The sequence below is a fragment of the Pseudomonas sp. lyk4-TYG-107 genome (assembly GCF_030209055.1).
Lineage (GTDB): Bacteria > Pseudomonadota > Gammaproteobacteria > Pseudomonadales > Pseudomonadaceae > Aquipseudomonas > Aquipseudomonas putida_A.
Genome location: NZ_JARVST010000004.1, coordinates 84166 through 108727, shown reverse-complemented (window position 1 = coordinate 108727; position 24562 = coordinate 84166). Strand labels below are relative to the sequence as shown.

Genomic DNA, 24562 nt, shown 5'->3' with positions numbered 1-24562 from the left:
AGTCAAACAATTGCTGACTGACACACCGCTTTCGCGAGCAAGCCCGCTCCCACATTTGCTTTGGCGTTTTGCCGAGAATCAGCTCTCTACAAGCGCCCGGCGTTCACGCCCGTGCAACGCCCGCTCGGCAGTTTCCAGTTGCATGCAGCGCTCCAGAAACAGGTACATGTAGTCGTAGCTCTTGCACACCGCCTGACGCAGTTCGGTCTGCAGCGCCTTGCTCGGGTTCATGCCCGCCAGCGTGCAGATGATTTCCAGCGCCTCCCACGGGTGCGCGTCGTCGTACTGGGCATGCATCTTCAGCCACTTCATTGCACGCTTGCGCTCTTCTTCCGGGAACGCTGCCGCGTACACGCCAGTTGAGCAGACCAGCGCCGACCACTCCCCGGTCGCGCCCTCGATGGCGTAGTTGGTCGCAGCGATGGCGACGATCAGCGAATCCGCCGAACTCGTATGCCAGCACCAGTGACTCAATGCATGCAGTTCCGGCGGTACTTGCTGGGCCTGCAGATCCTCCAGGCTGACCCCATGCGCGCGACTCCAGTTCAGCCAGTAGTCGGCATGATTGAGTTCGACGCGGATGTTGCGCATCAGCCAGCGGCGCGCCATGTCCTCCCCAGGATGGCGGGCAAACTTGGTTTTGGTCAGGTTCTGCGCCATATACAACGCAAACTGTTCAACTACTGGCCAGCCCCCGATCAAGTACTGGCGCATGGTTTTGGCGCTGAGCTTGTTATCGCGCATGCGCAGGTACAGTTCATGTTCGACAACCCGGCGCTTGCTCTCGCTGCAATCTGCAATGAGCTGTTGTGCCCAGGCAGGATAACTTGCAGCTTCCATGAGTGGTCCGGTTCGGTTGAATGTGTCGATCACTGTTCGGCTCCTTTTGATTTGTGATTGTAAGGATCGGCAAGATATTTCAACGGAACGTGCCAGGCGCCTTGAACAACAGCGGCTGCGGTCTGGCGGGCCGACTTTGCAAACTGTCGCAGGTAAACAACTGCGGGCGTTCGATGACATAACCCTGAGCGTAATCCACCCCGATTTCAAGCAATGCCTGCTCGATCTGGGTTGTTTCAACAAACTCGGCAATTGTCTGCTTACCCATGACATGCCCGATGTGATTGATCACCTCGACCATTGCACGGTTAATCGGGTCGTCCAGCATATCCTTTACGAAACTCCCGTCGATCTTCAGGAAGTCTACAGGCAAATGTTTCAGATAAGCGAATGAAGACATTCCGGCACAAAAATCATCAAGTGAGAAGTAACAACCTAAGCCTTTGAGTTCATTAATAAATCTAATTGCGCTGCCGAGATTGGCGATGGCGCTGGTTTCAGTAATTTCAAAACAAATCATTTCAGGGGGTATAGCGTAATTAACAAACTGTTCACGCAGAAAGTGCAAGAACGCGTCATCTCCGATAGTAATGCCTGAAAGATTAATCGCACACATTGCCAACGGACCTTCATGTTGTTCGGTAATACATTGGGCAATCACTTTAAAAACATTCTCGACGACCCAACGATCCAGTTGACTCATCAGACCATAACGTTCGGCCGCCGGAATGAAACTGTCCGGCAGGATCATCCGTCCGGCTTCGTCATGCAGACGCAAGAGTATTTCGATGTGCCCCCCGCCATGGGCTGTAGCGCCCAGCGGAGCAATTTCCTGGGCATAGAGGCAGAAGCGGTTTTCCTCCAGCGCCATGTGCAGGCGCTGCACCCAGGCCATTTCGCCGAAGCGCAGCGACAGCTCGGAGTCGTCGGCATGATAGACCTGCACCCGGTTGCGGCCCTTTTCCTTGGCCATGTAGCAAGCCATGTCGGCGGCGCGCAATGACGCTTCGAGGGTGGTCGGGGTCTGGGCGATGTGCACCAGGCCAATGCTCACAGTGGTCAAAAACGGCCGCCCCTTCCACACGAAATGCAGGTTCTGCACGGTCTGGCGCAGGCTCTCGGCGATTTTCTCGGCGGCATCCGGGGCGCAGTTCTCCAGCAGAATGCCGAACTCGTCGCCGCCCAGCCGCGCGAGGGTGTCGCTTTCGCGCAAGCCCGATTGCAACAGCGTGCAAATGTGCCGCAGCAACTCATCGCCAGCGGCGTGACCGCAGGTGTCGTTGACCAGTTTGAACTGGTCCAGATCGAGAAACATCAGCGCATGCCGACCGGGCTGGCGCGTCAGGTTGTGCAGGGCCTGCTCCAGGCGATATTCGAACTCGCGGCGGTTGGCCAGACCGGTCAGTGCATCGTGGGTCGCCTGCCACGACAGGTTGGCGATGTATTGCCGTTCCTGAGTCATGTCATGCAGCACCAGCACCGTACCGATAACCTTCTCGGCGTTGCGGATCGGCGCGCCCACCAGCGTCACCGAGACCGTACTGCCATCCAGGCGCTGAATCAGTTTGGAGTGCTCGCTGCCACCGATCAGTTGCCCGCTGAGAATGTGCTCGATCAGCGTCAGCCCTTCGGTCTGCGCATTGTCATCGAGCAGATTGAACAGCGCTGCCAATGGCAACCCCGCCGCGTGCTCGGACTTCCAGTGCGTCATCGCCTCCGCCGCCGGGTTCATGTAATCGATCGCGCCGTTGACGTCGGTGGTGATCACCCCGTCGCCAATCGATTGCAGGGTGATGTGTGCCCGATCCTTCTCCAGCTGCAGCGCCTGGGCAAAGGCATGCCGCTGCTTGAGCAGTTTGTGGGTGCGCAACAGGGCCAGCACGATCAACCCCAGCGCCGTGGCCAGGTTGGTGAACAGCAGCAGGCGCAGGATCATCCGCGAGCCTTCGCCCAAGGCGTCGCTGAACGCCTTGGCTGCCGGCGTCACACCGTCGTTGATGGCAAAAATCTGCGCTTTCCAGTGCTGTATATCAGCCGGCGTCGCGATGTTTTCGCTGATGCCCTGATGCATCTCGCGCGCGACATTGTCCAGTTGCACCAGATAGGCGTCACCGATGGTCCAGCGGTCGATCGCGGTTTCCAGATAACTGAAATGACGGAAATTGAGGTACAGCCAAATCAGGCTCGACACATCATCGGGATGGTTGCCGCCCTTGAGGATCCCCTCCCGTGCCGCCTGCAGATCCGGTGGCTGACGATCCAGCGCCAGACGCAACTGGTGACCGCCCTGAGGCACGGCAATCGCTTGCTTGTATTTGAGAAAGATCGCCTCGTCGCGGCTGTCGGCATACAGGTTCAGGTAATAGATGGCGTCTTTCTGGCCCTTGGACCAGAGACTCTCGCCGGCGACATAGCCGCGAACGGCCGACAGGACATAAAGACTCACGCCCCCCAATAACGCCTGAAATAACACGACGGCGATAAATGGCCAGACGATGCCCAACAACCGTGGCGTTCCGAGAGTCCTTTTATGCTTCATGAGGTCCTTTGCGCACGCACTGTCATCTTCAAGGGGAGATCGCCAGAGCCAGACAAGGGAGCGACCCCTTCCAGCAAACCAGGACATTTTCAACCGGCGATACGTATGTACCGCACCCGCTGTTCGCCATGCTTCGACACTGACGGCTTTCAATCATTCCAGAGCCGTTTTCCATGCAGTCACCTTCCGCCACGCTGCAACGCCATACTGCCCAACAGAGCGAATACCGCGCAATGATCACCGCCCTGCGCGCCGTGCTCAGCGCTTCAACCTCACTGCAGACCTACTACCTCACACCCCAGACACATTCACGCCTTGGTGCAGCCCACGACCAGGCGCAAAACCTTCTGCAAGCACTGTTCGATGACAGCGGCGAGCCACAATTGGCGGCCTACCTGCAAACGTCCAGAGGATCATTGCTGCAAGTCGACGCCGCAGCCGGTCACTGCAGCTTTTCCTTCAACCGTCCCGATGGCAGCTGCGCCCGCTTCACCATCGAGGATGTCACCCGGGCCTCCAGCACAATTCAAGAATTTCAGCGAGCGTTGCTGAGTATAGGCGCACACCTGCGTTCCGACAGGCTGCTGCCGTTGTCACAACTGCTGCGTGAGTCCGGGTTCACATTTGCCGACGTACAGGACGCCACGGCACTGGCCCGGCTGATCGGCAAGGTCGAAGAACAACGCGCCAGCCATCGACTGAATCTGCGGCATCACCCGGCGCTGACGGGACTGATGAGCGACGATGACAAAGCCGCGATTCACGACCTGATTGGCGACTGGCTTACCGGCAAAACCCTGTCGGCCATCGACAGCCTGGCCAGCGAAGTAACGCCCCCATTCACCCGCCAGCAACTGGAACAGCAGCCTGCCGCCTGCCTGGAACGCCTGCTCGACACCCCCAAGGCGCGTGACCTGGGCCAGCGCCTGCTGCAGAAACTGCAATGGTATGGCGCGCGGCCCGATGAACTGACCGTGCCCGATATCGGCCTGCGTTTACTGCTCGAGGCGTTGTGCCTGTGGTACGAACTGCCCGGCGAAGGCAGCTCGACCGAAGTGGCTGGTTTTGCGCTGGAACAACGCGCTTACTACGGCGCCAGCTACGCCGCCATTCGCCGGGACTTTTTAAAGCACCTGGAGGATTCTCACCGAACCTCGACCCCGACCGAAAAACATGTGCTGGGATGGGTATGCCTGACGCAGTTCGGACTGGATTTTCAAGTGCGCGACATTCCTGACGACCTGCCGTACGCCAGCTCGGTGGTCTGGGTCAATTTCGTGCATGGCGTGCACCTCGCCCATGCCCTCGATCCACAGTTGCTGGAACATCTGAGCTTTCAACAACTGGTCGATCTGCCGCTGCACAAAAGTGAAAACGCCAGCACCGACCTGCAAACCCTGATCGCCATGACCCGAGTGGCTGCCGCACAGACCTGGACACTGGCCACCGGAGCCCAGGCCGCAGCGAACGAGACATCCGGCGATGACGCTGCCCTGCAAGCGCTGGAAGACCACAAGAAGCAAATGAACGCAGCGATCCTGCAACTGGACATCGAGCCGCCACGGCGACTCGCCCTGGCAAAACAGCAACTGGACAAGGCGCTGGCCAACGAGCTGTACGATCACACGACGATTCGCCTCAAACGCCACCATCCTTCAACGCCCAACCGTAGCCGACGCAGCATTATCGACACCCCGGATGTGGTATTGCCGACCTGGCCGTTGCTGGAGGTCTATGCCGCCGGCGGGTTGAGCAGCGACACACGCTGGTACGTCAGCAACGATGGCCGCAGTGCCAGCGAATGGATCAGCCTCAACGCAGCAGGCAAACTGCAAAGCGGTTTTGTCGATACCGGACATCCAGGCCGACGCCTTTCACGGTTTCCGAGCAACTGCACCTTGCCCGAGATCAGGCTCTTGTTCGAGCAGCAGTTCGATGACTATCTGAGCGAGACCCGCGAAGCCTATGAATACCTGATCAAGTCGCTGCTGGTCACACTGCCGTGGCCCGACCGCCGGGCACTGGAGCACGGCGAAGTGCGGATTCACAGCCTCAGGGATCCGACACGGCATATCGAAGCTCACCTGGAGACAGCGGAAAACATCCTGCCGCACCGGGCCCGCATGGGCTTCGTTTTGCAGGCGACGTATCAGGGCCCGCCACAATTCTACGAATGCCTGCCACGCGCCGGCATCATTCGTAAACGCCCGGATCTGGTTAGCACACATGTTGGCGGTCTGTTATTGCCACCCTTGCCGCCCAAACGTGGACGGACCAAGGGCCAGAGCATCACCCGCATCGTCACCCGCCGCCTGCCGTTCGATCGAAAAGCACACTGGGACGGTTCGACACCTGCCCCCGACGCCAAATGCGTCGCGATCCTCGAACCGCTGGGCGACTCCCTCCCGGTATCGATGATCCCGGCGGCCCATCACGACAGTTCGCCGAACCTGACCTTCACCTCGCCGCGCACGGCGCACATCGCCTCGTTCATCGCGACCCGGTTGTTCTATGCCGATGAGCAGGCGCTGCGCAGTGAGGCCTGGGGTGATACCCGCTTCGAGCGCGAAAGCCGCAAACAGCACTGGACTCATGCCCTCAAGGGCTTCATCCCGTTCTGGGGCAGTCTCGAAGACCTGCAGTCGGACAGTCCGGGCAAACGCGCAATGGGCGTACTCGGCCTGCTCCTCGATATCGTCTCGTTCGCGATTCCCTTGGGCAAGTTCGTCGCCGGCAGCATTCGCCTCGCTGCCGTGGCCGGGAAAATGGCGATTCGCGTCGCCCTGCCACGCATGGCGCAATTGTCAAAAAACCTGCTGGTTTCGAGCTTGAGAAATCTCAATCCGCTGGACGCTGCGCCTGCTTTGCTCAAGCTCGGCGGCCGAGGTGCGATCGGCGCAGTGCGGGCCGTGGCGCATCTGGAACACCGCGCGGTTGCACGTCTGAAAAGGCTGGCCGGCAGAAGCGCTGACTATGACCTGCTGCACAGTCTGCCCCAGGCACTGGATGCCGGGCGCTGGAAAGCGCTGAACCCTGCCGATCATCTGGCCGTGGTCAGAGGCATTGACGATGTGCCGGTGCGCAACGTTGGCGGCTCGCGGTATCACGTGCTCGATCCGCTGTCTGACCGCCCTTACGGCCCCCGGTTGCTTGCACACGAACATGACTTTTCGCTGGGGCGTTCGCACTACAGCACGGTGAAAAAAACCGACGACAAGATCGATATCGAGCTGATGCCCGACAGGCGCGTCGAACTGATGCCCGAGGCTGGCGGACGCACCACGGTCTTGATCGATGATGTGCCGTATCGATTCGACGGTGATGAACTGCGCCGGGTCGATCTGCTCGATGACAGTCAGCACTGGACGCTGCTGCCATGCCGGATACGCCGCGCACCGGGCGCGGGCGACTGCCGCGTCAGCTACATCACCGCCGAACCCGCTCCGACCCCCGCCCTCGGCACGATCGACAAGGAAAAGGGTTACGCGCCATGGTTCGGCGAGCGGGTTTCGGAGCCGGCCATGCTGCCCCATCAAGACGGAATGTTCCTGGCGGTCGATGCCAGGCTTTATCAAATCATCGATAACCGCCCGAGGCTGTTCACCGGTGATCTGCGACTCCTTGGATTCCATCAAGGCAGGCTGGTACCAAGACAGCAGATTCAAGCCACGCTGCAGTTTCGCAAAGGCATTTATGCGCGGATAAAAACCGGCGGCAGCTATGACGGGATCAATGACTCACATCAGGTTGGTGCGGTGCTAATGCCGGCCATCGACGACTCGGCCTCCTACGTGTTCTTCCGAATCAACATCCAGGAGTACTACCTGGCCACCATCGCCAAGGGTAAAAAAGCGCCCGATCAATTGACCTTCAGGCGCCTGGCACCCGCCGAACTGGCCGACGGCACCCTCGGTGCTGAACTGCTGACCGTCTACACCGGCTCGCTACACGCCAACAACATCGTGCGCATCCATGGTCTGGAATCGGTGCAGCGCGCGATGCACACCATGGAACAGATCGCGATCCCCATCGGCACCACGGCCATTCCTGCAAACAATATGAAATGGCTGAAGGTCGACACCAGCCCGGGCGAAGCATTGATGTTCGATAATTCGACACGGATGATCGTCACCCGCCTGCCCGAAGGCGCCACCACCTGGACGCGCAGCAGCGAAGCGCCGGAGCTCTTCCGGCAGAAAACCGCAGAGATTTTCGACACGTTGTTTCTGTCACCGACGATCAACCCGGCCAACACCAACGCGCCCCTGCGTATCAACCGTGCCATGCAGAAACTGCACAAACGGTTGCCCGCGCATCAGCAGTCACACAATCCGCGCAACATTGCCTATGCAGAAGTCACCACGACCAGCGGCAATCGGGAGGTGTACGTCAGTGTCTCCGGCGCTCAGGGCAGCACACAGTGCTTGCCGCTGTTTAGCCGCATCAACGCCGATCACGTGCGGATCGGCGACACCACTTACATCAACATCGACTACAACCCAGACTTCCCGCGCACCTCGCTGGAGGTCACCGAGCAAGGGCAACTGCTGGCCGTGCCGCTGACCATCAAGGAGCTGAAAACCTATCAGCCGACGCAGACCAGCCGGCCGACCTCGCTGGACAGCGAAAGCAAACTGATCAGCGTGCTGCGCGAGAAATATCCCGACCCGACAGAAATCCGCGCGGTCGACATCGCAACAACGATGCGCCCGTGCGAATCCTGTTCGGTGGTGATGAAGCAGTTCGGCCATGACGGCGGCGAGGCGGCGTTGCAGGTGCTGTGGGGCTGATTACAGGCGCTGCAGATGGCCGTAGAGTTTGGCGTAGAGGCCGCCATCGGCGATCAGTTGCTGGTGGTCGCCATCCTCGGCCACTTGCCCGCCATCGAACACCAGCACCCGATCCGCCTGCTTCACCGCCGACAGGCGATGGGCAATGATCAGCGTGGTGCGGCCATTGAGGAAGCGCGCCATGGCCTGATGCAGGTTGTATTCGGTGGCAGCGTCGAGGGCTGAAGTGGCTTCGTCGAGAATCACCACTTTCGGCTCGGCGAGGATCATCCGCGCAATTGCCAGACGCTGACGCTGACCACCGGACAGGCGCACGCCGGAACGTCCGACGATGCTGTCGAGTCCGTCCGGCAACGCCCGGATGGTCGTCTCCAACTGGGCGATTTCCAGCGCCTGCCAGCAGGCTTCGTCACTGCGGGTGCGGCCCATGGTCAAGTTGGCGCGGACGGTGTCGTTGAACAGCGCCGGATGCTGCAGCACCACCGCGACGTTTTCACGAATCAGCTCCAGACCGATTTCCTGCTGGGTCGAACCGCCGAAACGGATAGTCCCGGACAACGGCGTGTACAGCCCTAACAACAGTTGCACCAAAGTGCTTTTGCCGCCGCCGCTGGCGCCGACAATCGCGACTTTTTCACCGGGGGCGATGGACAGGTTCATCTGATCCACCACCAATTCATCGCCGTAACCGAAGCTCAGTCCCTGCACCTCGATACCCACGGTTTCCCGCCCCTTGAACGGATCGACGCCGCCCGGGTATTGCGGCTCGTCAGCCCGCGCCAGCAGTTCGTTGATCCGCGCCAGTGCGCCACCCGCCGCGTAGTAGGCGTATTGCAGATTGAGCAGTTGTTCGACCGGGCCGATCATGAACCACAGGTAGCTGAACACCGCGAGCATCTGGCCGATCGACAGGTCGGAGAACAGCACCGTGAGCATCGCCGCCGCGCGGAAAATATCGATGCCGAACTGGAACAGCAGACCGCTGGCACGGTTCGAGGCATCGGTCTTCCACTGCGAGTTGACCGCATAGTTACGCACTTCCTGCGCGCGCAAGCCGAGTCGCCCGAGGAAGAAACCCTGACGGTTGCCGGCGCGCACTTCCTGGATCGCATCGAGGGTTTCGCTCAAGGCTTGAGTGAAACGCGAGGTGCTGTCGTTCTCCAGTTTCTTCAGGTGCTTGACCCGCTTGCCCAGTTGCACCGTGGCGTAGATCACCAATGGATTGAACAGCAGGATCAGCAGCGCCAGCTTCCAGTGCATCCACATCAGGATGCTCGCGGTGCCGACCAGGGTCAGCATCGCCACCAGAAACCGGCTGAGGGTTTCGCCGACAAACTTGTCGAGAGTGTCGAGGTCAGTGACCAGATGGGTGGTCACGGTGCCGCTACCGAGGCTTTCGTATTCGCCGAGGGAAATCCTTTTCAGGCGCTCGATCAGCCGCACGCGAATGCGGTAGACGATGTCTTTCGCCAGCCGGGCAAACAGCCGCGCCTGCAACACGCCAAAACACAGGGCGCTGCAACGCAGAGTCAAGGTGACCACCAGCATCAGGCCGATGTAACCCGCCGCTTGTTGCCACATCGACGGCAGCACGTGGTTCATGACTTTCAGCGCAGCATCGCCATGCCCGAGCAGGACTTCGTCCACCAGCAAGGGCAACAGCAACGGAATCGGCACACTGCACAGCGTCGCCAGCACGGCCACGCCGTTGGCGATCCACAGGGATTTTTTGTGATGCAGTGCCAGGCGCCGGACTTCTGCCCAGCTCAGCCGGTCGACACGCTTTACGGCTGGCGTGTCATCGGCCCGGTCAGGCACAGGCGGCGCGCTCCAGCCAACGGCCGAGCAACGGCGACAGTTCACTGAGCGGTTGATAGCCGTTGGTCAGCAAGGCCAGTTGGCCATTGCGCTCGGCGAGCAGGGTCGGGAACCCGGCGATGCCCAGATCCTGCACCCAGCTGAAATCAGCCTGAGTCGCTTTGTGTTGGTCGGCATGATCGAACAAGGCAGCAAATTCGATGCGCGGCACGCCAGCCTTCTCAGCCAGCTCCACCAGCACACTGGCCTGAGTGACATCGCGACCTTCAGCATAAAACGCCTGCTGGATCAGGCCGACCAGCGTCCACGCGCAATCCGGCGCCAGGCTGCGCGCGGTGACGATTGCCCGACAGGCCGGCTCGGTGTCGTAGACAAAACCGTCGGGCAACGCCCCGTCGAACTTGAACGGCTGACCGGTAGCCTCGTTGACCGCTTGCCAGTGCTCGAGGATGTAGCGACGTGTAGTTGGTTCCAATGCCGCACCACTGCCGGTGCGCAACCCGCCGACCACCAGGTGCAACTCCACCCCGGCTGCCTGCGCCTGCTCGACCAATGCCTTGGCAACCGGAGCGAACCCCCAGCACCAGGAACACATCGGATCCATCACATAGAGCAGGCGCGCAGTCATGATCAGGCCTCGGTGGATGCTTGTTTATAGTTGTAGCCGATCGGGTGCGGCATGTTGCGCGCCTTGGCCAGTTCGATCTGCTTCTGCCGATCGATGGCGCTGCGGCGGGTTTTCTCGCTCAGTTTGTCCCAGCAATGCGGGCAGCTGATGCCGGCCACGTAGTGCTCGGAGGCGCGATCTTCAACACTGACCGGTGTGCGGCAGGCATGACATTGATCGTAGTCGCCTTCGCTGAGGTCGTGACGCACGGTCACGCGGTTGTCGAACACGAAGCAGTCGCCCTGCCACTTGGTTTCTTCCTGCGGCACCTCTTCGAGGTACTTCAGGATGCCGCCCTTGAGGTGGTAAACCTCTTCGAACCCCTCGCCCAGCATGTAACTGGAGGCTTTCTCGCAGCGAATGCCGCCGGTGCAGAACATCGCGACCTTCTTGTGCACGGCCGGGTCGAAGTGTTCTTTGATGTAGTCGGGGAATTCGCGAAAACTGGTGGTTTTCGGATCGATGGCGCCTTCGAAGGTACCGATCGCCACTTCGTAGTCGTTGCGGGTGTCGATCAGCAGCACTTCCGGATCGCTGATCAGCGCGTTCCAGTCCTGCGGTTCGACATAGGTGCCGACCTTTTTGTTCGGGTCCACGCCTTCGACGCCGAGGGTGACGATCTCTTTCTTCAGCTTGACCTTGGTGCGGTAGAACGGCTGCTCGTCGCAGTACGACTCTTTGTGGTCGATGTCGATCATGCGCGGGTCGTTCTTCAGCCAGGCGAGCAGGCCGTCGATGCCTTCGCGGCTGCCGGACACGGTGCCGTTGATGCCTTCTTCGGCGATCAGCAGGGTGCCTTTGATGCCATTGTCGACCATCGCTTGCAGCAGGGGCTCGCGCAGGTCAACGTAATCTTCGAGGGTGACGAACTTATACAGTGCCGCCACGACAATCGGTTGTGTCATGGGTATTTCTCCAGGTGGCTACCCTCGCAAAGGGTGAACCGGATTCAAAAAAAACGCGCCGGGTGAGCGGCGCGTTGCGGATTCTAGCAAAAACACGGTGGATTTAGGATCTGTCAAAACTCTGTGGCGAGGGAGCCCTCGCAATCCTCAGTGTTTGCTACCGCCGGCACAGGTCGGCGACGCCGGGGCGGCGCCCACTTCTGCCCATTCCTGCGGGGTGTAGGTGTGCAGCGCCAACGCATGGAACTCGCCCATCAGCTCGCCAAGCGTGCCGTAGACTTTCTGGTGGCGCTTGACCCGGTTCAGGCCTTCGAACTGCGCGCTGACCACCACTGCCTTGAAGTGCGTCTGTAACCCGCGACTGTGCATGTGGCTTTCGTCCAGCACTTGCAGATGCTCAGGCTGCAGCAGGCCCAGCGTCGATTCGATGCGTTGTTGCATGGTCATCACGAACTCCGCTTACTTCTTCTTGGCCGGCGCAGCGCCTTTCGGTGCCAGCTCGTTGGTCATGTCGTCGAGCAGCTTGTTGACGACAGGCACGGCGCTTTCCAGCTTGGCCTGAGTCATCTGGGCCGATTGCTGGGTCAGCTGCGGCATTTTCTCCAGGACTTTCTTGCCCAGTGGCGACTGGTAGAACGCGACCAGATCTTTCAGCTCCGATTCGCTGAAGTTGCTGGTGTAGAGCTTGACCATGTCAGGCTTGAGCTTGTTCCAGCCGATGGCCTGGTCCAGGGCGGCGTTGGCCTTGGCCTGGTAGGTTTCCAGTACGGCTTTCTTGGATTCCGGGGCTTTGGTCTGTTCAAAACGCTGAGCGAACATTTGCTGCACTTGCATGTACACCGGAGTGCCCAGCTTGTCAGCGTGCGCCAGGGTCAGGAAAGCTTCAGCACTGGCGTTGTGGCTGGCGGTATCGGCAAGCACCTGGCCGCTGGCGCAAACCAGTGCAACCGCGGTGCAGATGGCACGAAGACGAGTCATCGAGTTTCCTTTTCAGCTAGGCGAGGTAAAACCCCAAGGGCGACCATTCTGCGCCTAAAAAACCTCGTGGCTCAACCCCCGAGCCTTGCCGCGCTTGATTGCCCGGGTTTTACCGGTCAACAATCGGTTCGAGGGAACCACCTGGGCCTGACCGGGCCTAAACTGCGCAAACGAACCAACAGGAGTGTGCACGATGAGCCGTATCGAAACCGACAGCCTGGGCCAGATCGAAGTCCCGGACGACGCCTACTGGGGTGCTCAGACGCAACGCTCGCTGATCAACTTCGCCATTGGTCAGGAACGCATGCCGTTGCCGGTACTGCACGCCCTGGCCCTGATCAAGAAAGCCGCCGCCCGGGTCAACGACCGCAACGGCGACCTGCCCGCCGACATCGCCCGCCTGATCGAACAAGCCGCCGACGAAGTCCTCGACGGCCAGCACGACGACCAGTTTCCACTGGTGGTCTGGCAGACCGGCAGCGGCACCCAGAGCAACATGAACGTCAACGAAGTGATCGCCGGTCGCGCCAACGAACTGGCCGGCAACCCGCGCGGCGGCAAGACGCCGGTGCACCCCAACGATCACGTCAACCGCTCGCAAAGCTCCAACGACTGCTTCCCCACCGCCATGAGCATCGCCACTGCCAAAGCCGTGCAGGAGCAATTGCTGCCGGCGATCGCCGAGCTCTCCGGCGGCCTGGCCGAACTGGCCGCACGCCATATGAAACTGGTGAAGACCGGTCGCACGCACATGATGGACGCGACGCCGATCACCTTCGGTCAGGAGTTGTCGGGCTTTATAGCGCAGCTGGATTACGCCGAACGGGCGATCCGCGCCGCACTGCCGGCGGTGTGTGAACTGGCGCAGGGCGGCACCGCGGTCGGCACCGGCCTGAATTCGCCGCACGGCTTTGGCGAAGCGATTGCCGCGGAACTCGCCGCGCTGTCCGGTCTGCCGTTCGTCACTGCGCCGAACAAGTTTGCTGCGCTGGCCGGGCATGAGCCGCTGACCAGTCTGTCCGGCGCCCTGAAGACGCTCGCCGTGGCGCTGATGAAAATCGCCAACGACCTGCGCCTGCTCGGCTCCGGCCCTCGCGCAGGCTTTGCCGAAGTCAAGCTGCCGGCCAACGAACCGGGCAGTTCGATCATGCCCGGCAAGGTCAACCCGACTCAGTGCGAAGCGCTGTCGATGCTCGCCTGCCAGGTGTTGGGCAACGACGTCACCATCGGCATCGCGGCGAGTCAGGGTCACCTGCAACTGAACGTCTACAAACCGGTGATCATCCACAACGTGTTGCAATCGATCCGCCTGCTTGCCGATGGTTGCAGCAACTTCCAGCAGCACTGCATTGCCGGTCTTGAACCCGACGCCGAAGTCATGGCCAAACACCTGGAGCGTGGGCTGATGCTGGTGACCGCGCTGAATCCGCACATCGGTTACGACAAGTCGGCGGAAATCGCCAAGAAGGCTTACGGCGAAGGCCTGACCTTGCGCGAGGCGGCGCTGCAGCTGGGGTATCTGACAAGTGAAGAGTTCGATGCGTGGGTGCGGCCGGAAAACATGATCGAGGCTGGCGCCAAGGGCTGAGATTTGTAGCGCCTGACAGGCCGCCTTCGCGAGCAAGCTCGCTCCCACATTTGGATCGGTGTACTCCGTACCAATGTGGGAGCGAGCCTGCTCGCGAATGGGAGCAGCGCGGTCTAACTGGCTGCAATCCGCATCCGCCGCGCTTTCAATCCGGCAATCAACGACGGCCCCAACGCCACCAGCGCCGACCCCAGCACCACCAGCACCGCCCCGCCATAACCCAGCCCATTGATCTGCTCGGCATGCACATATTCCGGCCACACCCCGGCGGCAATCGCTACCGCGCCAAAGGTCACCAACGGCGTGATCGCCAGCGTCGCACTGACCCGCGAGGCCTCCCAGTGCGCCAGTGCTTCAGCAAACGCGCCATAAGCAATCAATGTGTTCATGCAGCACGCCAGCAACAACCAGCCCTGCAACGGGCTCAGTTCCAGTGCCTCAAGCGGATGCACCCACGGCGTCAGCAACAGCGCGCAGAACAGGTAGATCACCATCATCACCTGCAACGAATTCCACACCGTGAGCAATTGCTTCTGCCCCAGTGCGTAGAAGGTCCAGACTGTCGAGGCCAGCAGCACCAGCAACACGCCGGCGGTGTAGTCCGACAATGAGGTGAGCAGTTCAGCCAGACGCTGATTGAAGAACAGCACAAAGCCGATCAGCAGCACCGCCAGGCCAATGCCCTGACCGATGCTGAAGCGCTCCTTGAACACAAACAGGCTGGTGATCAGCAACATGATCGGCCCCATCTGCACCACCAACTGCGCGGTGCCGGGGCTGAGCAGGTTAAGGCCCATCAGGTACAGCACGTAGTTGCCCACCAGCCCGAGCACCGCCATCAGCACCAGCCAGCCGCCTCGAGGACCGAGCACCTGGCGGCTCGGCAGGCGGCGCGTGGCCGCCAGGTAGATGAACAGGCAGCCGCCCGACACCAACAGGCGAAACCAGGTCACGGTGATCGGGTCCATCACCAGCAGCACCTGTTTGAGTTTGATCGGCAGGATGCCCCACAAAAACGCCGTCAGCAGCGCCAGGAACAGACCGTAGACCCAGCGACCGGATGAAATGTGCATGCGAACCCCAATGCCTGCTGACAAGAGCGGTTATTCTAGGCCCGCCGACAGACGCAACACAGGGACAGTTCGGGCCAGGCCGCGAATGAAACTGTGCAGGTCGCAGCATTAAATTGACGCTTTGCCGTTGATCGGCTGACGAAGCGCGCCAAGTGCTTCAGGCATAAGCTGATTGGATCCCTGCAACGGATCAATCAAGGAGCCGGATCATGTACGGAATGCGCGCCGATGACAGCGCCCCCGCCACGCACTTTCGCAGTGACCGAGTGTGTCGGGTCAATGGCGAACTGTTTTTCAGCACGCGGGAGAACACCCTTGAGGGGCCGTTCGATTCCCCGGATAAGGCTGAGCAGGAAATTCAGGCGTATATCGCGCGGATGCAGCTTCTGGATTCCAACCGGTAAATCCGGTCGATCTCTTCGCGAGCAGGCTCGCTCCCACAGGTGAATGCATTCCAATGTGGGAGCGAGCCTGCTCGCGAAAGCGGTAGATCAACCACCCCACCTTCCAGGGTTCAGCGCACCGCCTCAAACAACCCCGTCGCCCCCATCCCGCCCCCCACGCACATGGTCACGATGCCGTAACGCAGGTTACGCCGCTGCAACTCGCGCACCAGATGCCCGACCTGCCGCGAGCCGGTCATGCCGAACGGGTGGCCGATGGAAATCGAGCCGCCATTGACGTTGTATTTGTCGTTGTCGATTTCCAACCGGTCCCGGGCATACAGGCATTGCGAAGCAAACGCCTCGTTGAGTTCCCACAGATCGATATCCGCCACCTGCAAGCCTTTGGCCTTGAGCAGTTTCGGCACCGAGAACACCGGGCCGATGCCCATTTCGTCCGGCTCGCAACCGGCGACGGTGAAACCACGGAAAAACCCCTTCGGCTTGAGCCCCAGTTGCAGGGCTTTTTCCAGGCTCATCACCAGCGTCATCGAGGCGCCGTCAGACAGCTGCGATGAGTTGCCAGCGGTGACCGAGCCGTCCTCGGCAAACACCGGTTTCAGTCCGGCGAGACTTTCGTAAGTGGTGTCCGGGCGGTTGCAGTCGTCGTGATCGACGATGCCATCGAGGATCTGCACCTCACCACTGTTCTTGTCCTCGACCCGGTACTTGACCGTCATCGGCACGATTTCATCATTGAACAGCCCAGCCGCCTGCGCCTGAGCAGTGCGCAACTGGCTTTGCAGCGCGTAACGATCCTGCGCCTCGCGGCTGACGTCGTAACGGCGCGCAACCACTTCGGCGGTCTGGCCCATGGTGTAGTAGATGCCCGGCACCTGCTGCTTGAGCAACGGGTTGATCAGGTGATCGGTGTTGACGCTTTTCAGGGTCAGACTGATTGATTCGACGCCGCCGGCAACAATGATGTCGCTGCAACCGGAGGCGATCTGGTTGGCGGCAATCGCGATCGCCTGCAACCCCGACGAGCAGAAACGGTTGAGGGTCATGCCGGCCACGCCGGTGCCCAGCCGCGACAGCACCGCCACGTTGCGGCCGATGTTGTAACCCTGCGCGCCCTCGTTGGATCCGGCGCCGACAATGCAGTCCTCGACGCTGGCCGGGTCGATGTCATTGCGCGACAGCAGCGCGTTGATGCAATGGGCCGCCATGTCGTCGGGGCGGGTCTGGTTGAACTTGCCGCGAAAGGATTTGGCCAGGCCGGTCCGCACGCTGTCGACGATCACCACTTCACGCATGGCATACCTCAATTGTTGTTGTCGGAGGAGAGTGGACCGAGCATAAGTCCACCTCACCGCCGACCGCGACAATCATTCACCCCGCGTATGCGGGTCCATCGGCTCAGTCCTTGTGTTTTTTCGCGCGTTTGTCGGACTTCGCGAACGCCTCTTCGAGGGCACGGTTGATCGTACGCAGCACCTTGACCCGAGCCCAGCGTTTGTCATTGGCCTCGACCAGCGTCCACGGCGAAATCTCGGTGCTGGTGCGGTCGACCATGTCGCCCACGGCCGCGCGGTAGGCGTCCCACTTGTCGCGGTTGCGCCAGTCGTCCTCGGTGATCTTGAAGCGCTTGAATGGAATCTGCTCGCGGGCCTGGAAGCGCTCCATCTGCGTGTCCTTGTCGATCGCCAGCCAGAACTTGACGACGATGACCCCGGCGTCGGCGATCTGCTCTTCGAAATCGTTGATCTCGCTGTAAGCCCGCAGCCAGTCGGCCGGGCTGCAGAAGCCCTCGACCCGCTCCACCAGCACCCGGCCATACCAGGAGCGGTCGAACACGGTGAACTTGCCCCGCGCCGGCAAATGCCGCCAGAAGCGCCACAGATACGGCTGCGCGCGCTCCTCTTCAGTGGGCGCGGCAATCGGCACGATGCTGTACTGACGCGGATCGAGCGCCGCCGCCACCCGGCGAATCGCCCCGCCCTTGCCCGCCGCATCGTTGCCTTCGAACACCGCCACCAGTGCGTGGCGGCGCATGCATTTATCGCGCATCAGCCCGGACAGCCGCGCCTGCTCGGTGATCAGTTGTTCTTCGTAGTCTTTCTTTTCCAGCCGCTGGTTCAGGTCGAGGCTGTCGAGCAGGTTGAGTTGATCGACCGCCGTGCCCAACGGCGCCGCGTTGACCTCTTCGGTATGCACCTCGGGGCGCTTGAGCGCATTCTGCAGGCCCTCCAGCAGGATTTTGCCGACGGCAAGACTGCGATAATTGGCGTCCATGCCTTCGATGACATGCCACGGCGCGTAGTCGCGGCTGGTGCGGCGCAACACGCGCTCGCCGTATTTGACGAACTTGTCGTAAGTCTGCGATTGCTGCCAGTCCAGCGGGCTGATGCGCCAGCTGTGCAAAGGGTCATCGGCCAACGCCTTGAGGCGGGCCTTCATCTGTTTCTTGGACAGGTGAAACCAGAACTTGAAGATCAGCGCGCCTTCATCGCAGAGCATCTTTTCCAGACGCTCGGCGGCGTTGATCGCCTGATCCAGGCGTGGATCCTTGAACAGACCGTGAACCCGCCCTTGAAGCATCTGGCTGTACCAGTTGCCAAAGAACACGCCCATCCGTCCCTTGGCCGGGAGCATCCGCCAGTAACGCCAGGCCGGTGGATGCGCCAGCTCTTCATCGGTCTGCTGATCGAAGGTGCGCACCTCGATCAGGCGCGGGTCCATCCACTCGTTGAGCAACTTGACGGTCTCGCCCTTGCCTGCGCCCTCGATGCCGTTGATCAGAATGATCACCGGAAAACGCTTCTGCTGCTGCAACTCGAATTGCGCTTCCAGCAGTGCTTCACGCAAGGCAGGTACAGCCGCGTCGTAAGTCTCTTTGTCGATGGCATGGCCGATTTCGGCGGATTCAAACATGGGGACGGCTCCTTCCAGGATTCAGCAAGACTAGCGGATTGGGCATGGGCGCGGCGGAGAAATTCCGCTCCTTTTGGCTTCAAGAAAAACTCTGTGGTGAGGGGATTTATCCCCGATGGGCAGCGCGGCGGCCCCAAAGCCATTCAACGCCATATGCACGCTGTTAGCGGGATTGCGACTGCTACGCAGCCGATCGGGGATAAATCCCCTCGCCACAGGTTGCTCTGATCCGCGCCCAAATCGTTGATTGTCTTCGAGGCTGCACAGCCAGGCCTTGCCATGGATCAAGCACGCTCCGCACGATCGGCTAGAATGGCCGCCTTGTCGTTGCCGAGCCTGCCATGAAACCTGTATTGCCCCACGCCCAACTCGACTGGGATGACCAGGGACGCCCGCGCTCGCGGGTGTTCGATGATGTGTATTTTTCCGACCAGTCGGGGCTGGATGAAACCCGTTACGTGTTCCTCGAACAGAACCGTCTGGCCGAGCGCTTTGCCGCGCTGCCGGCGCACGGGCGGCTGGTGATCGGCGAAACCGGCTTCGGCACCGGGCTGAATTTCCTTTGCGCCTGGCAGTTGTTCGAACAGCACGCGGTGGCCGGTGCGCGGCTGCATTTCGTCAGCGTCGAAAAATATCCGCTGAGTCCGACGGATCTGCAACGGGCGCTGGCCTTGTGGCCGCAGCTCAAGCCACTGGCCGATCAACTGCTGACGCAGTACGTGGCGATCCATCAGGGCTTTCAGCGGATCATTCTCGGCAATGGCCGCGTGACGCTGACGCTGCTGATCGGCGATGCGCTGGAGCAACTGCCGCAACTCGATGCGCAGATTGATGCGTGGTTTCTCGACGGTTTCGCCCCGGCGAAAAACCCCGACATGTGGACCGCTGAACTGTTCGTCGAACTGGCTCGACTGGCCGCGCCGGGTTCGACCATCAGCACCTTCACCAGCACCGGTTGGGTGCGGCGTCTGCTCAACGCCGCCGGGTTCAAGATGAAACGCACGCCGGGCATCGGCCACAAGTGGGAGATCCTGCGCGGCGAGTTTCTCGGCTGGCCGCAGGACGTCGCGCCACCACTGCCGGACAAACCGTGGTTCGCTCGCCCTGCCCCGCTGACCGGCGAGCGTCGGGCGCTGGTGATCGGCGCCGGGCTGGCCGGTTGTGCGACCGCTGCCAGCCTCGCCGCGCGCGGCTGGCAAGTCAGTCTGCTGGAGCGTCACGAGGCCGTGGCACAGGAAGCGTCGGGCAATCCGCAGGGCGTCCTGTACCTGAAGTTGTCGGCCCACGGCACCGCGTTGTCGCAACTGATCGTCAGCGGCTTCGGCTACACCCGCCGCCTGCTGGAAACCCTGCAACGCGGCACCGACTGGGACGATTGCGGCGTGCTGCAACTGGCTTTCAATGCCAAGGAAGCCGAGCGTCAGGCGCAACTGGCCGCGGCCTTCCCGGAAGATCTGGTGCACTGGCTTGATCAGCCGCAAGCCGAAATCCAAGCCGGGATTGCGCTGGCACACGGCGGGCTGTTCTACCCCGAAGGGGGCTGGGTGCATCCACCCGCGCTGTGCCAGGCGCAAGCCGCGCAAGCAAACATCGAACTGCTCAAGCATCACGATGCGCTGGAACTGCGCAAGGTCGAAGGTCAGTGGCAAGCCCTCGACGGCGAGCGCGTGCTCGCCAGCGCGCCGGTGGTGATATTGGCCGGCGCGGCGGAGATCAAACGCTTTGCGCAAAGTGCCGAGTTGCCGCTCAAGCGCATTCGCGGGCAAATCACGCGCCTGCCGCAAACCGCTGAAAGCCAGGCGCTGCGCACCGTGGTCTGCGCCGAAGGTTATGTCGCGCCGGCACGCTTGGGCGAACACACGCTGGGCGCGAGTTTCGACTTCAACAGCGATGACCTGACGCCGACCACCGCCGAACACCTGGGCAATCTGGCGATGCTCGAACAGATCTCCGGCGATCTGGTGGCGCGCCTGCACATCAATCAACTGCCCCCGGAAACTCTGGAGGGACGCGCCGCATTCCGCTGCACCAGTCCCGACTATCTGCCGATCGTCGGCCCCCTCGCCGACCGCACAGCCTTCGCTCAGGCCTATGCGGCGTTGAGCAAGGATGCACGACAAGTGCCGGACATCGCCTGCCCGTGGCTCGATGGCCTGTACGTCAACAGCGGCCACGGTTCACGCGGGCTGATCACCGCGCCGCTGTCGGGCGAACTGCTCGCGGCGTGGCTGGACAACGAGCCGCTGCCACTGCCCAGAAGTGTCGCCGAAGCCTGCCACCCCAACCGTTTCGCGCTGCGTACGTTGATTCGCGGCAAATGAAAAATCGCGACTGGCCGCTGGTCAGTCGCCCCCTCTTATAACTCATCGTTCTAAAACTCCCACATCTGCAGCGGGTCAGTTTCTGAGTACCGGCCATTTTGGCCTGACTTGAATCACCCCTCCCCAACGGAAAAACCGGTAAGGACTTTATGTGCGGATTAGCTGGCGAGTTACGTTTTGATCATCAACCTGCAGACCTTGCAGCGGTAGAGCGAATCACCCATCACCTGGCCCCTCGCGGCCCCGACGCGTGGGGCTTCCATGCCCAAGGGCCGATTGCCCTGGGCCATCGTCGCCTGAAAATCATGGACCTGTCGGATGGCTCGGCGCAGCCGATGATCGACAGCCAACTCGGCTTGTCCCTGGCCTTCAACGGCGCGATCTACAACTTTCCGGAACTGCGCGCCGAACTCGAAGCGCTGGGCTACGCCTTCTATTCCGGTGGCGACACCGAAGTGCTGCTCAAGGGCTACCACGCCTGGGGCGAAGCGCTGCTGCCGAAACTCAACGGCATGTTCGCGTTCGCCATCTGGGAGCGTGATGCCCAGCGCCTGTTCATCGCTCGCGACCGTCTCGGCGTGAAGCCTTTGTACCTGTCGCGCACCGGCCAGCGTTTGCGCTTTGCCTCGGCCCTGCCGGCGCTGCTCAAGGGCGGCGACATCAACCCGATCCTCGATCCGGTGGCGCTCAATCACTACCTGAATTTCCATGCGGTGGTGCCGGCTCCACGCACCTTGCTCGCGGGCATCGAAAAGCTGCCGCCAGCGACCTGGATGCGCGTCGAAGCCGATGGCCGCACCGAGCAGAAAACCTGGTGGACCCTGCCCTACGGCCCACAGGACGACGAGAAAAACCTGACCCTCGAAGACTGGCGCGACCGCGTGCTCGACAGCACCCGCGAGGCCGTGGCAATCCGTCAACGCGCAGCGGTGGATGTCGGCGTGCTGCTTTCCGGCGGTGTCGATTCGAGCATGCTCGTCGGCCTGCTGCGAGAAGTCGGGGTGGAGAACCTGTCGACCTTTTCCATCGGTTTCCAGGATGCCGGCGGCGAGCGTGGCGATGAATTTCAGTATTCCGACCTGATCGCCAAACACTACGGCACGCAGCATCATCAATTGCGCATCGACGAAAAAGAGATCATCGAGCAACTGCCTGCTGCGTTCCGTGCGATGAGCGAGCCGATGGTCAGCCACGACTGCATCGCCTTCTACCTGTTGTCGCGCGAAGTGGCCAAGCACTGCAAAGTGGTGCAAAGCGGCCAGGGTGCGGACGAGTTGTTCGCCGGTTATCACTGGTACCCGCAAGTCGACGGTGCGGCGGATCCATACGCAGCCTATCGCGCGGCGTTCTTCGACCGCAGCTACGACGACTACGCCGCCACCGTGCAACCGAAATGGTTGACCGCGAATGACGCGGCCGGCGACTTCGTGAAAGAACACTTCGCCCAACCCGGCGCCGATGCCGCAGTCGATAAAGCCTTGCGTCTGGACAGCACGGTGATGCTGGTGGATGACCCGGTCAAACGTGTCGACAACATGACCATGGCCTGGGGCCTGGAAGCGCGCACGCCGTTTCTCGACTATCGCCTGGTGGAACTCTCGGCGCGGATTCCCGGCCAGTTCAAGCTGCCGGACGGCGGCAAACAGGTACTCAAAGAAGCTGCACGTCTGGTGATTCCAAGCGAAGTAATCGACCGCAAGAAAGGTTACTTCCCGGTGCCGGGCCTCAAGCACTTGCAAGGCGACACCCTGAACTGGGTGCGTGAACTGCTGCTGGATCCGAGCCAGGATCGTGGCCTGTTCAACCCGGCCATGCTCGACAAATTGCTGACTGATCCGCAAGGCCAACTGACGCCGTTGCGCGGCTCGAAACTGTGGCAACTGGCGGCCCTGAACCTGTGGCTCAGTGAACAAGGAATCTGATTGATGAAACCTCACGCCACAGCGATCAATCAGCGCCTGTTACGCGGTCAGACACCGTCGTATGAACGCTTGCAGGCGCGTCTGGCCGAAGACGGCAGCGAACTCGGCGCCGACCCCATCGCCGTGCACTGCGGCTGGGGCCGGCTGCTGATCGGCCACACTTTCCCTGACCCGGCGACGCTGGCGCAGGAACTGCTCAACGAGCAGCCCGGCGAACGCGATATCGCCCTTTATGTCGCCGCACCGCAGCAGATTCTCGGGCTGGAACCGACGCAACTGTTTCTCGACCCATCCGATACTCTGCGCCTGTGGTTCAGCGATTACCGCCAGGCCACCCGCGTGTTTCGCGGCTTCCGCATTCGCCGCGCGCAAAGCGAAGCGGACTGGCAAGCGATCAATCTGCTGTATCAGGCACGCGGCATGTTGCCGATCGATGCCACGCGCCTGACTCCGCATCATCAGGGCGGCCCGGTGTACTGGCTGGCCGAAGATGAAGACAGTGGCGCGGTGATCGGCAGCGTCATGGGCCTCAATCACCAGAAAGCCTTCAACGACCCGGAACACGGCAGCAGCCTGTGGTGCCTGGCGGTGGATCCGCAGTGCTCGCGGCCGGGCGTCGGTGAAGTGCTGGTGCGGCACTTGATCGAACACTTTATGAGTCGCGGCCTGAGTTATCTGGATCTGTCGGTGCTGCATGACAACCGTCAGGCCAAGAACCTCTACGCCAAACTCGGTTTTCGCAACCTCTCGACCTTCGCCATCAAACGCAAGAACGGTATCAATCAGACGCTGTTCCTCGGGCCCGGGCCGGAAGCCAACTTCAACCCTTATGCGCGGATCATCGTCGAGGAAGCGCACCGGCGCGGCATCGATGTGCAAGTGGACGATGCCGAAGCCGGGCTGTTCACCCTCAGCCATGGCGGGCGCCGGGTACGTTGCCGCGAATCGTTGAGCGACCTGACCAGCGCGATCAGCATGAGTCTGTGTCAGGACAAAAGCCTGACCCACAAAGTGTTGAAAGGCGTCGGACTGAAGCTGCCTTCGCAGCAACTGGCGGGCAACGCCGACGACAACCTGGCGTTTCTTGACGAGCATCAGCGTGTGGTGGTCAAGCCGCTCGACGGTGAACAAGGCCAGGGCGTGGCGGTGGATCTACAGAGCATCGAAGAGGTGCAGCAGGCCATCGAAGCCGCCAAGCGTTTCGACAGCCGCGTACTGCTGGAAAGCTTCCACGAAGGCCTCGACCTGCGGATTCTGGTGATCGGTTTTGAAGTGGTGGCGGCAGCGATTCGTCGTCCCGCCGAGGTGGTCGGTGACGGCCATCATTCGATCGGTGCATTGATCGAGGCGCAGAGCCGGCGTCGGCAAGCCGCTACCAGTGGCGAGAGCAAGATCCCGCTGGATCACGAAACCCAACGCACCCTGCACGCGGCCGGGTATGACTACAGCAGCATCCTGCCGGCGGGCGAGCACCTGTTCGTCCGTCGCACGGCCAATCTGCACACCGGCGGCACGCTGGAGGATGTCACGGCAATTCTGCACCCGACGCTGGTCGATGCCGCCGTCCGCGCAGCGCGGGCGCTGGATATTCCAATGGTTGGCCTCGACTTGATGGTGCCGGCGGCGGATCAGTCCGAGTACGTGTTTATCGAAGCCAATGAACGCGCCGGACTGGCCAATCACGAGCCGCAGCCGACGGCAGAGCGATTTGTCGATCTGTTGTTTCCGCACAGTCAGCCGGCTGTTTCTTGATCATGTAGCGCCTGAACCGGCCCCATCGCTGGCAAGCCAGCTCCCACAGGTT

The 24562-nt window shown here is 61.3% G+C and carries 16 protein-coding genes; 6 read left to right on the top strand and 10 right to left on the bottom strand.

Translation table 11 applies throughout. The features are described 5' to 3' along the window. Positions 1-78: 78 nt before the first annotated feature. The gene (locus QRN61_RS04510) at positions 79-840 is read right to left on the bottom strand and encodes an iron-containing redox enzyme family protein (protein WP_262924845.1); all 762 of its coding nucleotides are present in this window, start codon (positions 838-840) and stop codon (positions 79-81) included. 79 nt (positions 841-919) lie between these two features. Continuing rightward, positions 920-3379, bottom strand: coding sequence for an EAL domain-containing protein (locus tag QRN61_RS04505; protein ID WP_097088389.1), 2460 nt, complete (start codon positions 3377-3379; stop codon positions 920-922). A gap of 173 nt (positions 3380-3552) precedes the next feature. Between QRN61_RS04505 and QRN61_RS04500 the strand changes: the two genes are divergently transcribed. After that, positions 3553-8169: a deaminase domain-containing protein gene (locus QRN61_RS04500; RefSeq protein ID WP_285373325.1), complete on the top strand. Its 4617-nt coding sequence runs from the start codon at positions 3553-3555 to the stop codon at positions 8167-8169. Here the strand turns inward: QRN61_RS04500 and QRN61_RS04495 are convergent, their stop codons facing one another. From QRN61_RS04495 to QRN61_RS04475, 5 genes are all read right to left on the bottom strand, one after another. Next, positions 8170-9987, bottom strand: coding sequence for an ABC transporter ATP-binding protein (locus QRN61_RS04495; RefSeq protein WP_285373324.1), 1818 nt, complete (start codon positions 9985-9987; stop codon positions 8170-8172). It lies immediately after the preceding gene. After that, a complete protein-coding gene (locus QRN61_RS04490; RefSeq protein ID WP_285373381.1) occupies positions 9980-10582 on the bottom strand; it encodes a DsbA family protein in 603 nt (200 codons plus the stop codon). The genes QRN61_RS04495 and QRN61_RS04490 overlap by 8 nt, the downstream gene beginning before the upstream one ends. A gap of 35 nt (positions 10583-10617) precedes the next feature. Beyond that, the gene (gene trhO / locus QRN61_RS04485) at positions 10618-11559 is read right to left on the bottom strand and encodes an oxygen-dependent tRNA uridine(34) hydroxylase TrhO (protein WP_027612407.1); all 942 of its coding nucleotides are present in this window, start codon (positions 11557-11559) and stop codon (positions 10618-10620) included. Positions 11560-11706: 147 nt separating this feature from the next. After that, positions 11707-12006 carry a BolA family protein gene (locus QRN61_RS04480; protein WP_003226935.1) on the bottom strand — a complete coding sequence of 100 codons (300 nt, stop codon included), beginning with the start codon at positions 12004-12006 and terminating at the stop codon, positions 11707-11709. Between the two features lie 12 nt (positions 12007-12018). Then, on the bottom strand, positions 12019-12537 hold the full coding sequence (locus QRN61_RS04475; RefSeq protein WP_003226938.1) for a DUF2059 domain-containing protein: 519 nt from the start codon (positions 12535-12537) through the stop codon (positions 12019-12021). Between the two features lie 193 nt (positions 12538-12730). Here QRN61_RS04475 and QRN61_RS04470 point away from each other — a divergent pair, with 193 nt between their 5' ends. Beyond that, positions 12731-14125 (top strand): class II fumarate hydratase, encoded by a 1395-nt coding sequence (locus tag QRN61_RS04470; protein ID WP_115984061.1) that lies wholly within the window; start codon positions 12731-12733, stop codon positions 14123-14125. Between the two features lie 113 nt (positions 14126-14238). Here the strand turns inward: QRN61_RS04470 and QRN61_RS04465 are convergent, their stop codons facing one another. Continuing rightward, entirely contained in the window at positions 14239-15198 is a 960-nt protein-coding gene (locus QRN61_RS04465; RefSeq protein WP_285373320.1) for a DMT family transporter, read from the bottom strand. A gap of 209 nt (positions 15199-15407) precedes the next feature. Here QRN61_RS04465 and QRN61_RS04460 point away from each other — a divergent pair, with 209 nt between their 5' ends. After that, positions 15408-15602, top strand: a complete 195-nt coding sequence (locus QRN61_RS04460; protein WP_285373319.1) for a DUF6316 family protein — start codon at positions 15408-15410, stop codon at positions 15600-15602. 110 nt (positions 15603-15712) lie between these two features. Here QRN61_RS04460 and QRN61_RS04455 read toward each other — a convergent pair whose 3' ends face one another. Then, positions 15713-16897, bottom strand: a complete 1185-nt coding sequence (locus tag QRN61_RS04455; RefSeq protein WP_285373317.1) for a thiolase family protein — start codon at positions 16895-16897, stop codon at positions 15713-15715. A 103-nt stretch (positions 16898-17000) separates the two neighbouring features. Beyond that, positions 17001-18515, bottom strand: a complete 1515-nt coding sequence (gene pap, locus QRN61_RS04450; protein WP_285373316.1) for a polyphosphate:AMP phosphotransferase — start codon at positions 18513-18515, stop codon at positions 17001-17003. Positions 18516-18856: 341 nt separating this feature from the next. On the opposite strand from pap, the gene mnmC reads away from it, so the two are divergent. The 3 genes from mnmC (at position 18857) to ngg (ending at position 24510) form a co-directional block, all read left to right on the top strand. Next, positions 18857-20836 carry a bifunctional tRNA (5-methylaminomethyl-2-thiouridine)(34)-methyltransferase MnmC2/FAD-dependent 5-carboxymethylaminomethyl-2-thiouridine(34) oxidoreductase MnmC1 gene (gene mnmC / locus QRN61_RS04445; protein ID WP_285373315.1) on the top strand — a complete coding sequence of 660 codons (1980 nt, stop codon included), beginning with the start codon at positions 18857-18859 and terminating at the stop codon, positions 20834-20836. A 149-nt stretch (positions 20837-20985) separates the two neighbouring features. Beyond that, positions 20986-22758: an N-acetylglutaminylglutamine amidotransferase gene (locus QRN61_RS04440; RefSeq protein WP_150368284.1), complete on the top strand. Its 1773-nt coding sequence runs from the start codon at positions 20986-20988 to the stop codon at positions 22756-22758. 3 nt (positions 22759-22761) lie between these two features. Continuing rightward, positions 22762-24510, top strand: a complete 1749-nt coding sequence (ngg, locus tag QRN61_RS04435) for an N-acetylglutaminylglutamine synthetase (RefSeq protein WP_285373313.1) — start codon at positions 22762-22764, stop codon at positions 24508-24510. Positions 24511-24562: the final 52 nt, after the last annotated feature.

What these genes read in the sequence shown, in the direction of transcription:
- QRN61_RS04440 (WP_150368284.1), top strand. Translation starts at nt 20,986, where the DNA reads ATGTGCGGATTAGCTGGCGAGTTACGTTTTGATCATCAACCTGCAGAC.
- mnmC (WP_285373315.1), top strand. Translation starts at nt 18,857, where the DNA reads ATGAAACCTGTATTGCCCCACGCCCAACTCGACTGGGATGACCAGGGA.
- QRN61_RS04480 (WP_003226935.1), bottom strand. Translation starts at nt 12,006, where the DNA reads ATGACCATGCAACAACGCATCGAATCGACGCTGGGCCTGCTGCAGCCT.
- trhO (WP_027612407.1), bottom strand. Translation starts at nt 11,559, where the DNA reads ATGACACAACCGATTGTCGTGGCGGCACTGTATAAGTTCGTCACCCTC.
- QRN61_RS04470 (WP_115984061.1), top strand. Translation starts at nt 12,731, where the DNA reads ATGAGCCGTATCGAAACCGACAGCCTGGGCCAGATCGAAGTCCCGGAC.
- QRN61_RS04460 (WP_285373319.1), top strand. Translation starts at nt 15,408, where the DNA reads ATGTACGGAATGCGCGCCGATGACAGCGCCCCCGCCACGCACTTTCGC.
- ngg (WP_285373313.1), top strand. Translation starts at nt 22,762, where the DNA reads ATGAAACCTCACGCCACAGCGATCAATCAGCGCCTGTTACGCGGTCAG.
- QRN61_RS04455 (WP_285373317.1), bottom strand. Translation starts at nt 16,897, where the DNA reads ATGCGTGAAGTGGTGATCGTCGACAGCGTGCGGACCGGCCTGGCCAAA.
- QRN61_RS04505 (WP_097088389.1), bottom strand. Translation starts at nt 3,379, where the DNA reads ATGAAGCATAAAAGGACTCTCGGAACGCCACGGTTGTTGGGCATCGTC.
- QRN61_RS04500 (WP_285373325.1), top strand. Translation starts at nt 3,553, where the DNA reads ATGCAGTCACCTTCCGCCACGCTGCAACGCCATACTGCCCAACAGAGC.
- QRN61_RS04490 (WP_285373381.1), bottom strand. Translation starts at nt 10,582, where the DNA reads ATGTGTTCCTGGTGCTGGGGGTTCGCTCCGGTTGCCAAGGCATTGGTC.
- QRN61_RS04510 (WP_262924845.1), bottom strand. Translation starts at nt 840, where the DNA reads ATGGAAGCTGCAAGTTATCCTGCCTGGGCACAACAGCTCATTGCAGAT.
- QRN61_RS04465 (WP_285373320.1), bottom strand. Translation starts at nt 15,198, where the DNA reads ATGCACATTTCATCCGGTCGCTGGGTCTACGGTCTGTTCCTGGCGCTG.
- pap (WP_285373316.1), bottom strand. Translation starts at nt 18,515, where the DNA reads ATGTTTGAATCCGCCGAAATCGGCCATGCCATCGACAAAGAGACTTAC.
- QRN61_RS04475 (WP_003226938.1), bottom strand. Translation starts at nt 12,537, where the DNA reads ATGACTCGTCTTCGTGCCATCTGCACCGCGGTTGCACTGGTTTGCGCC.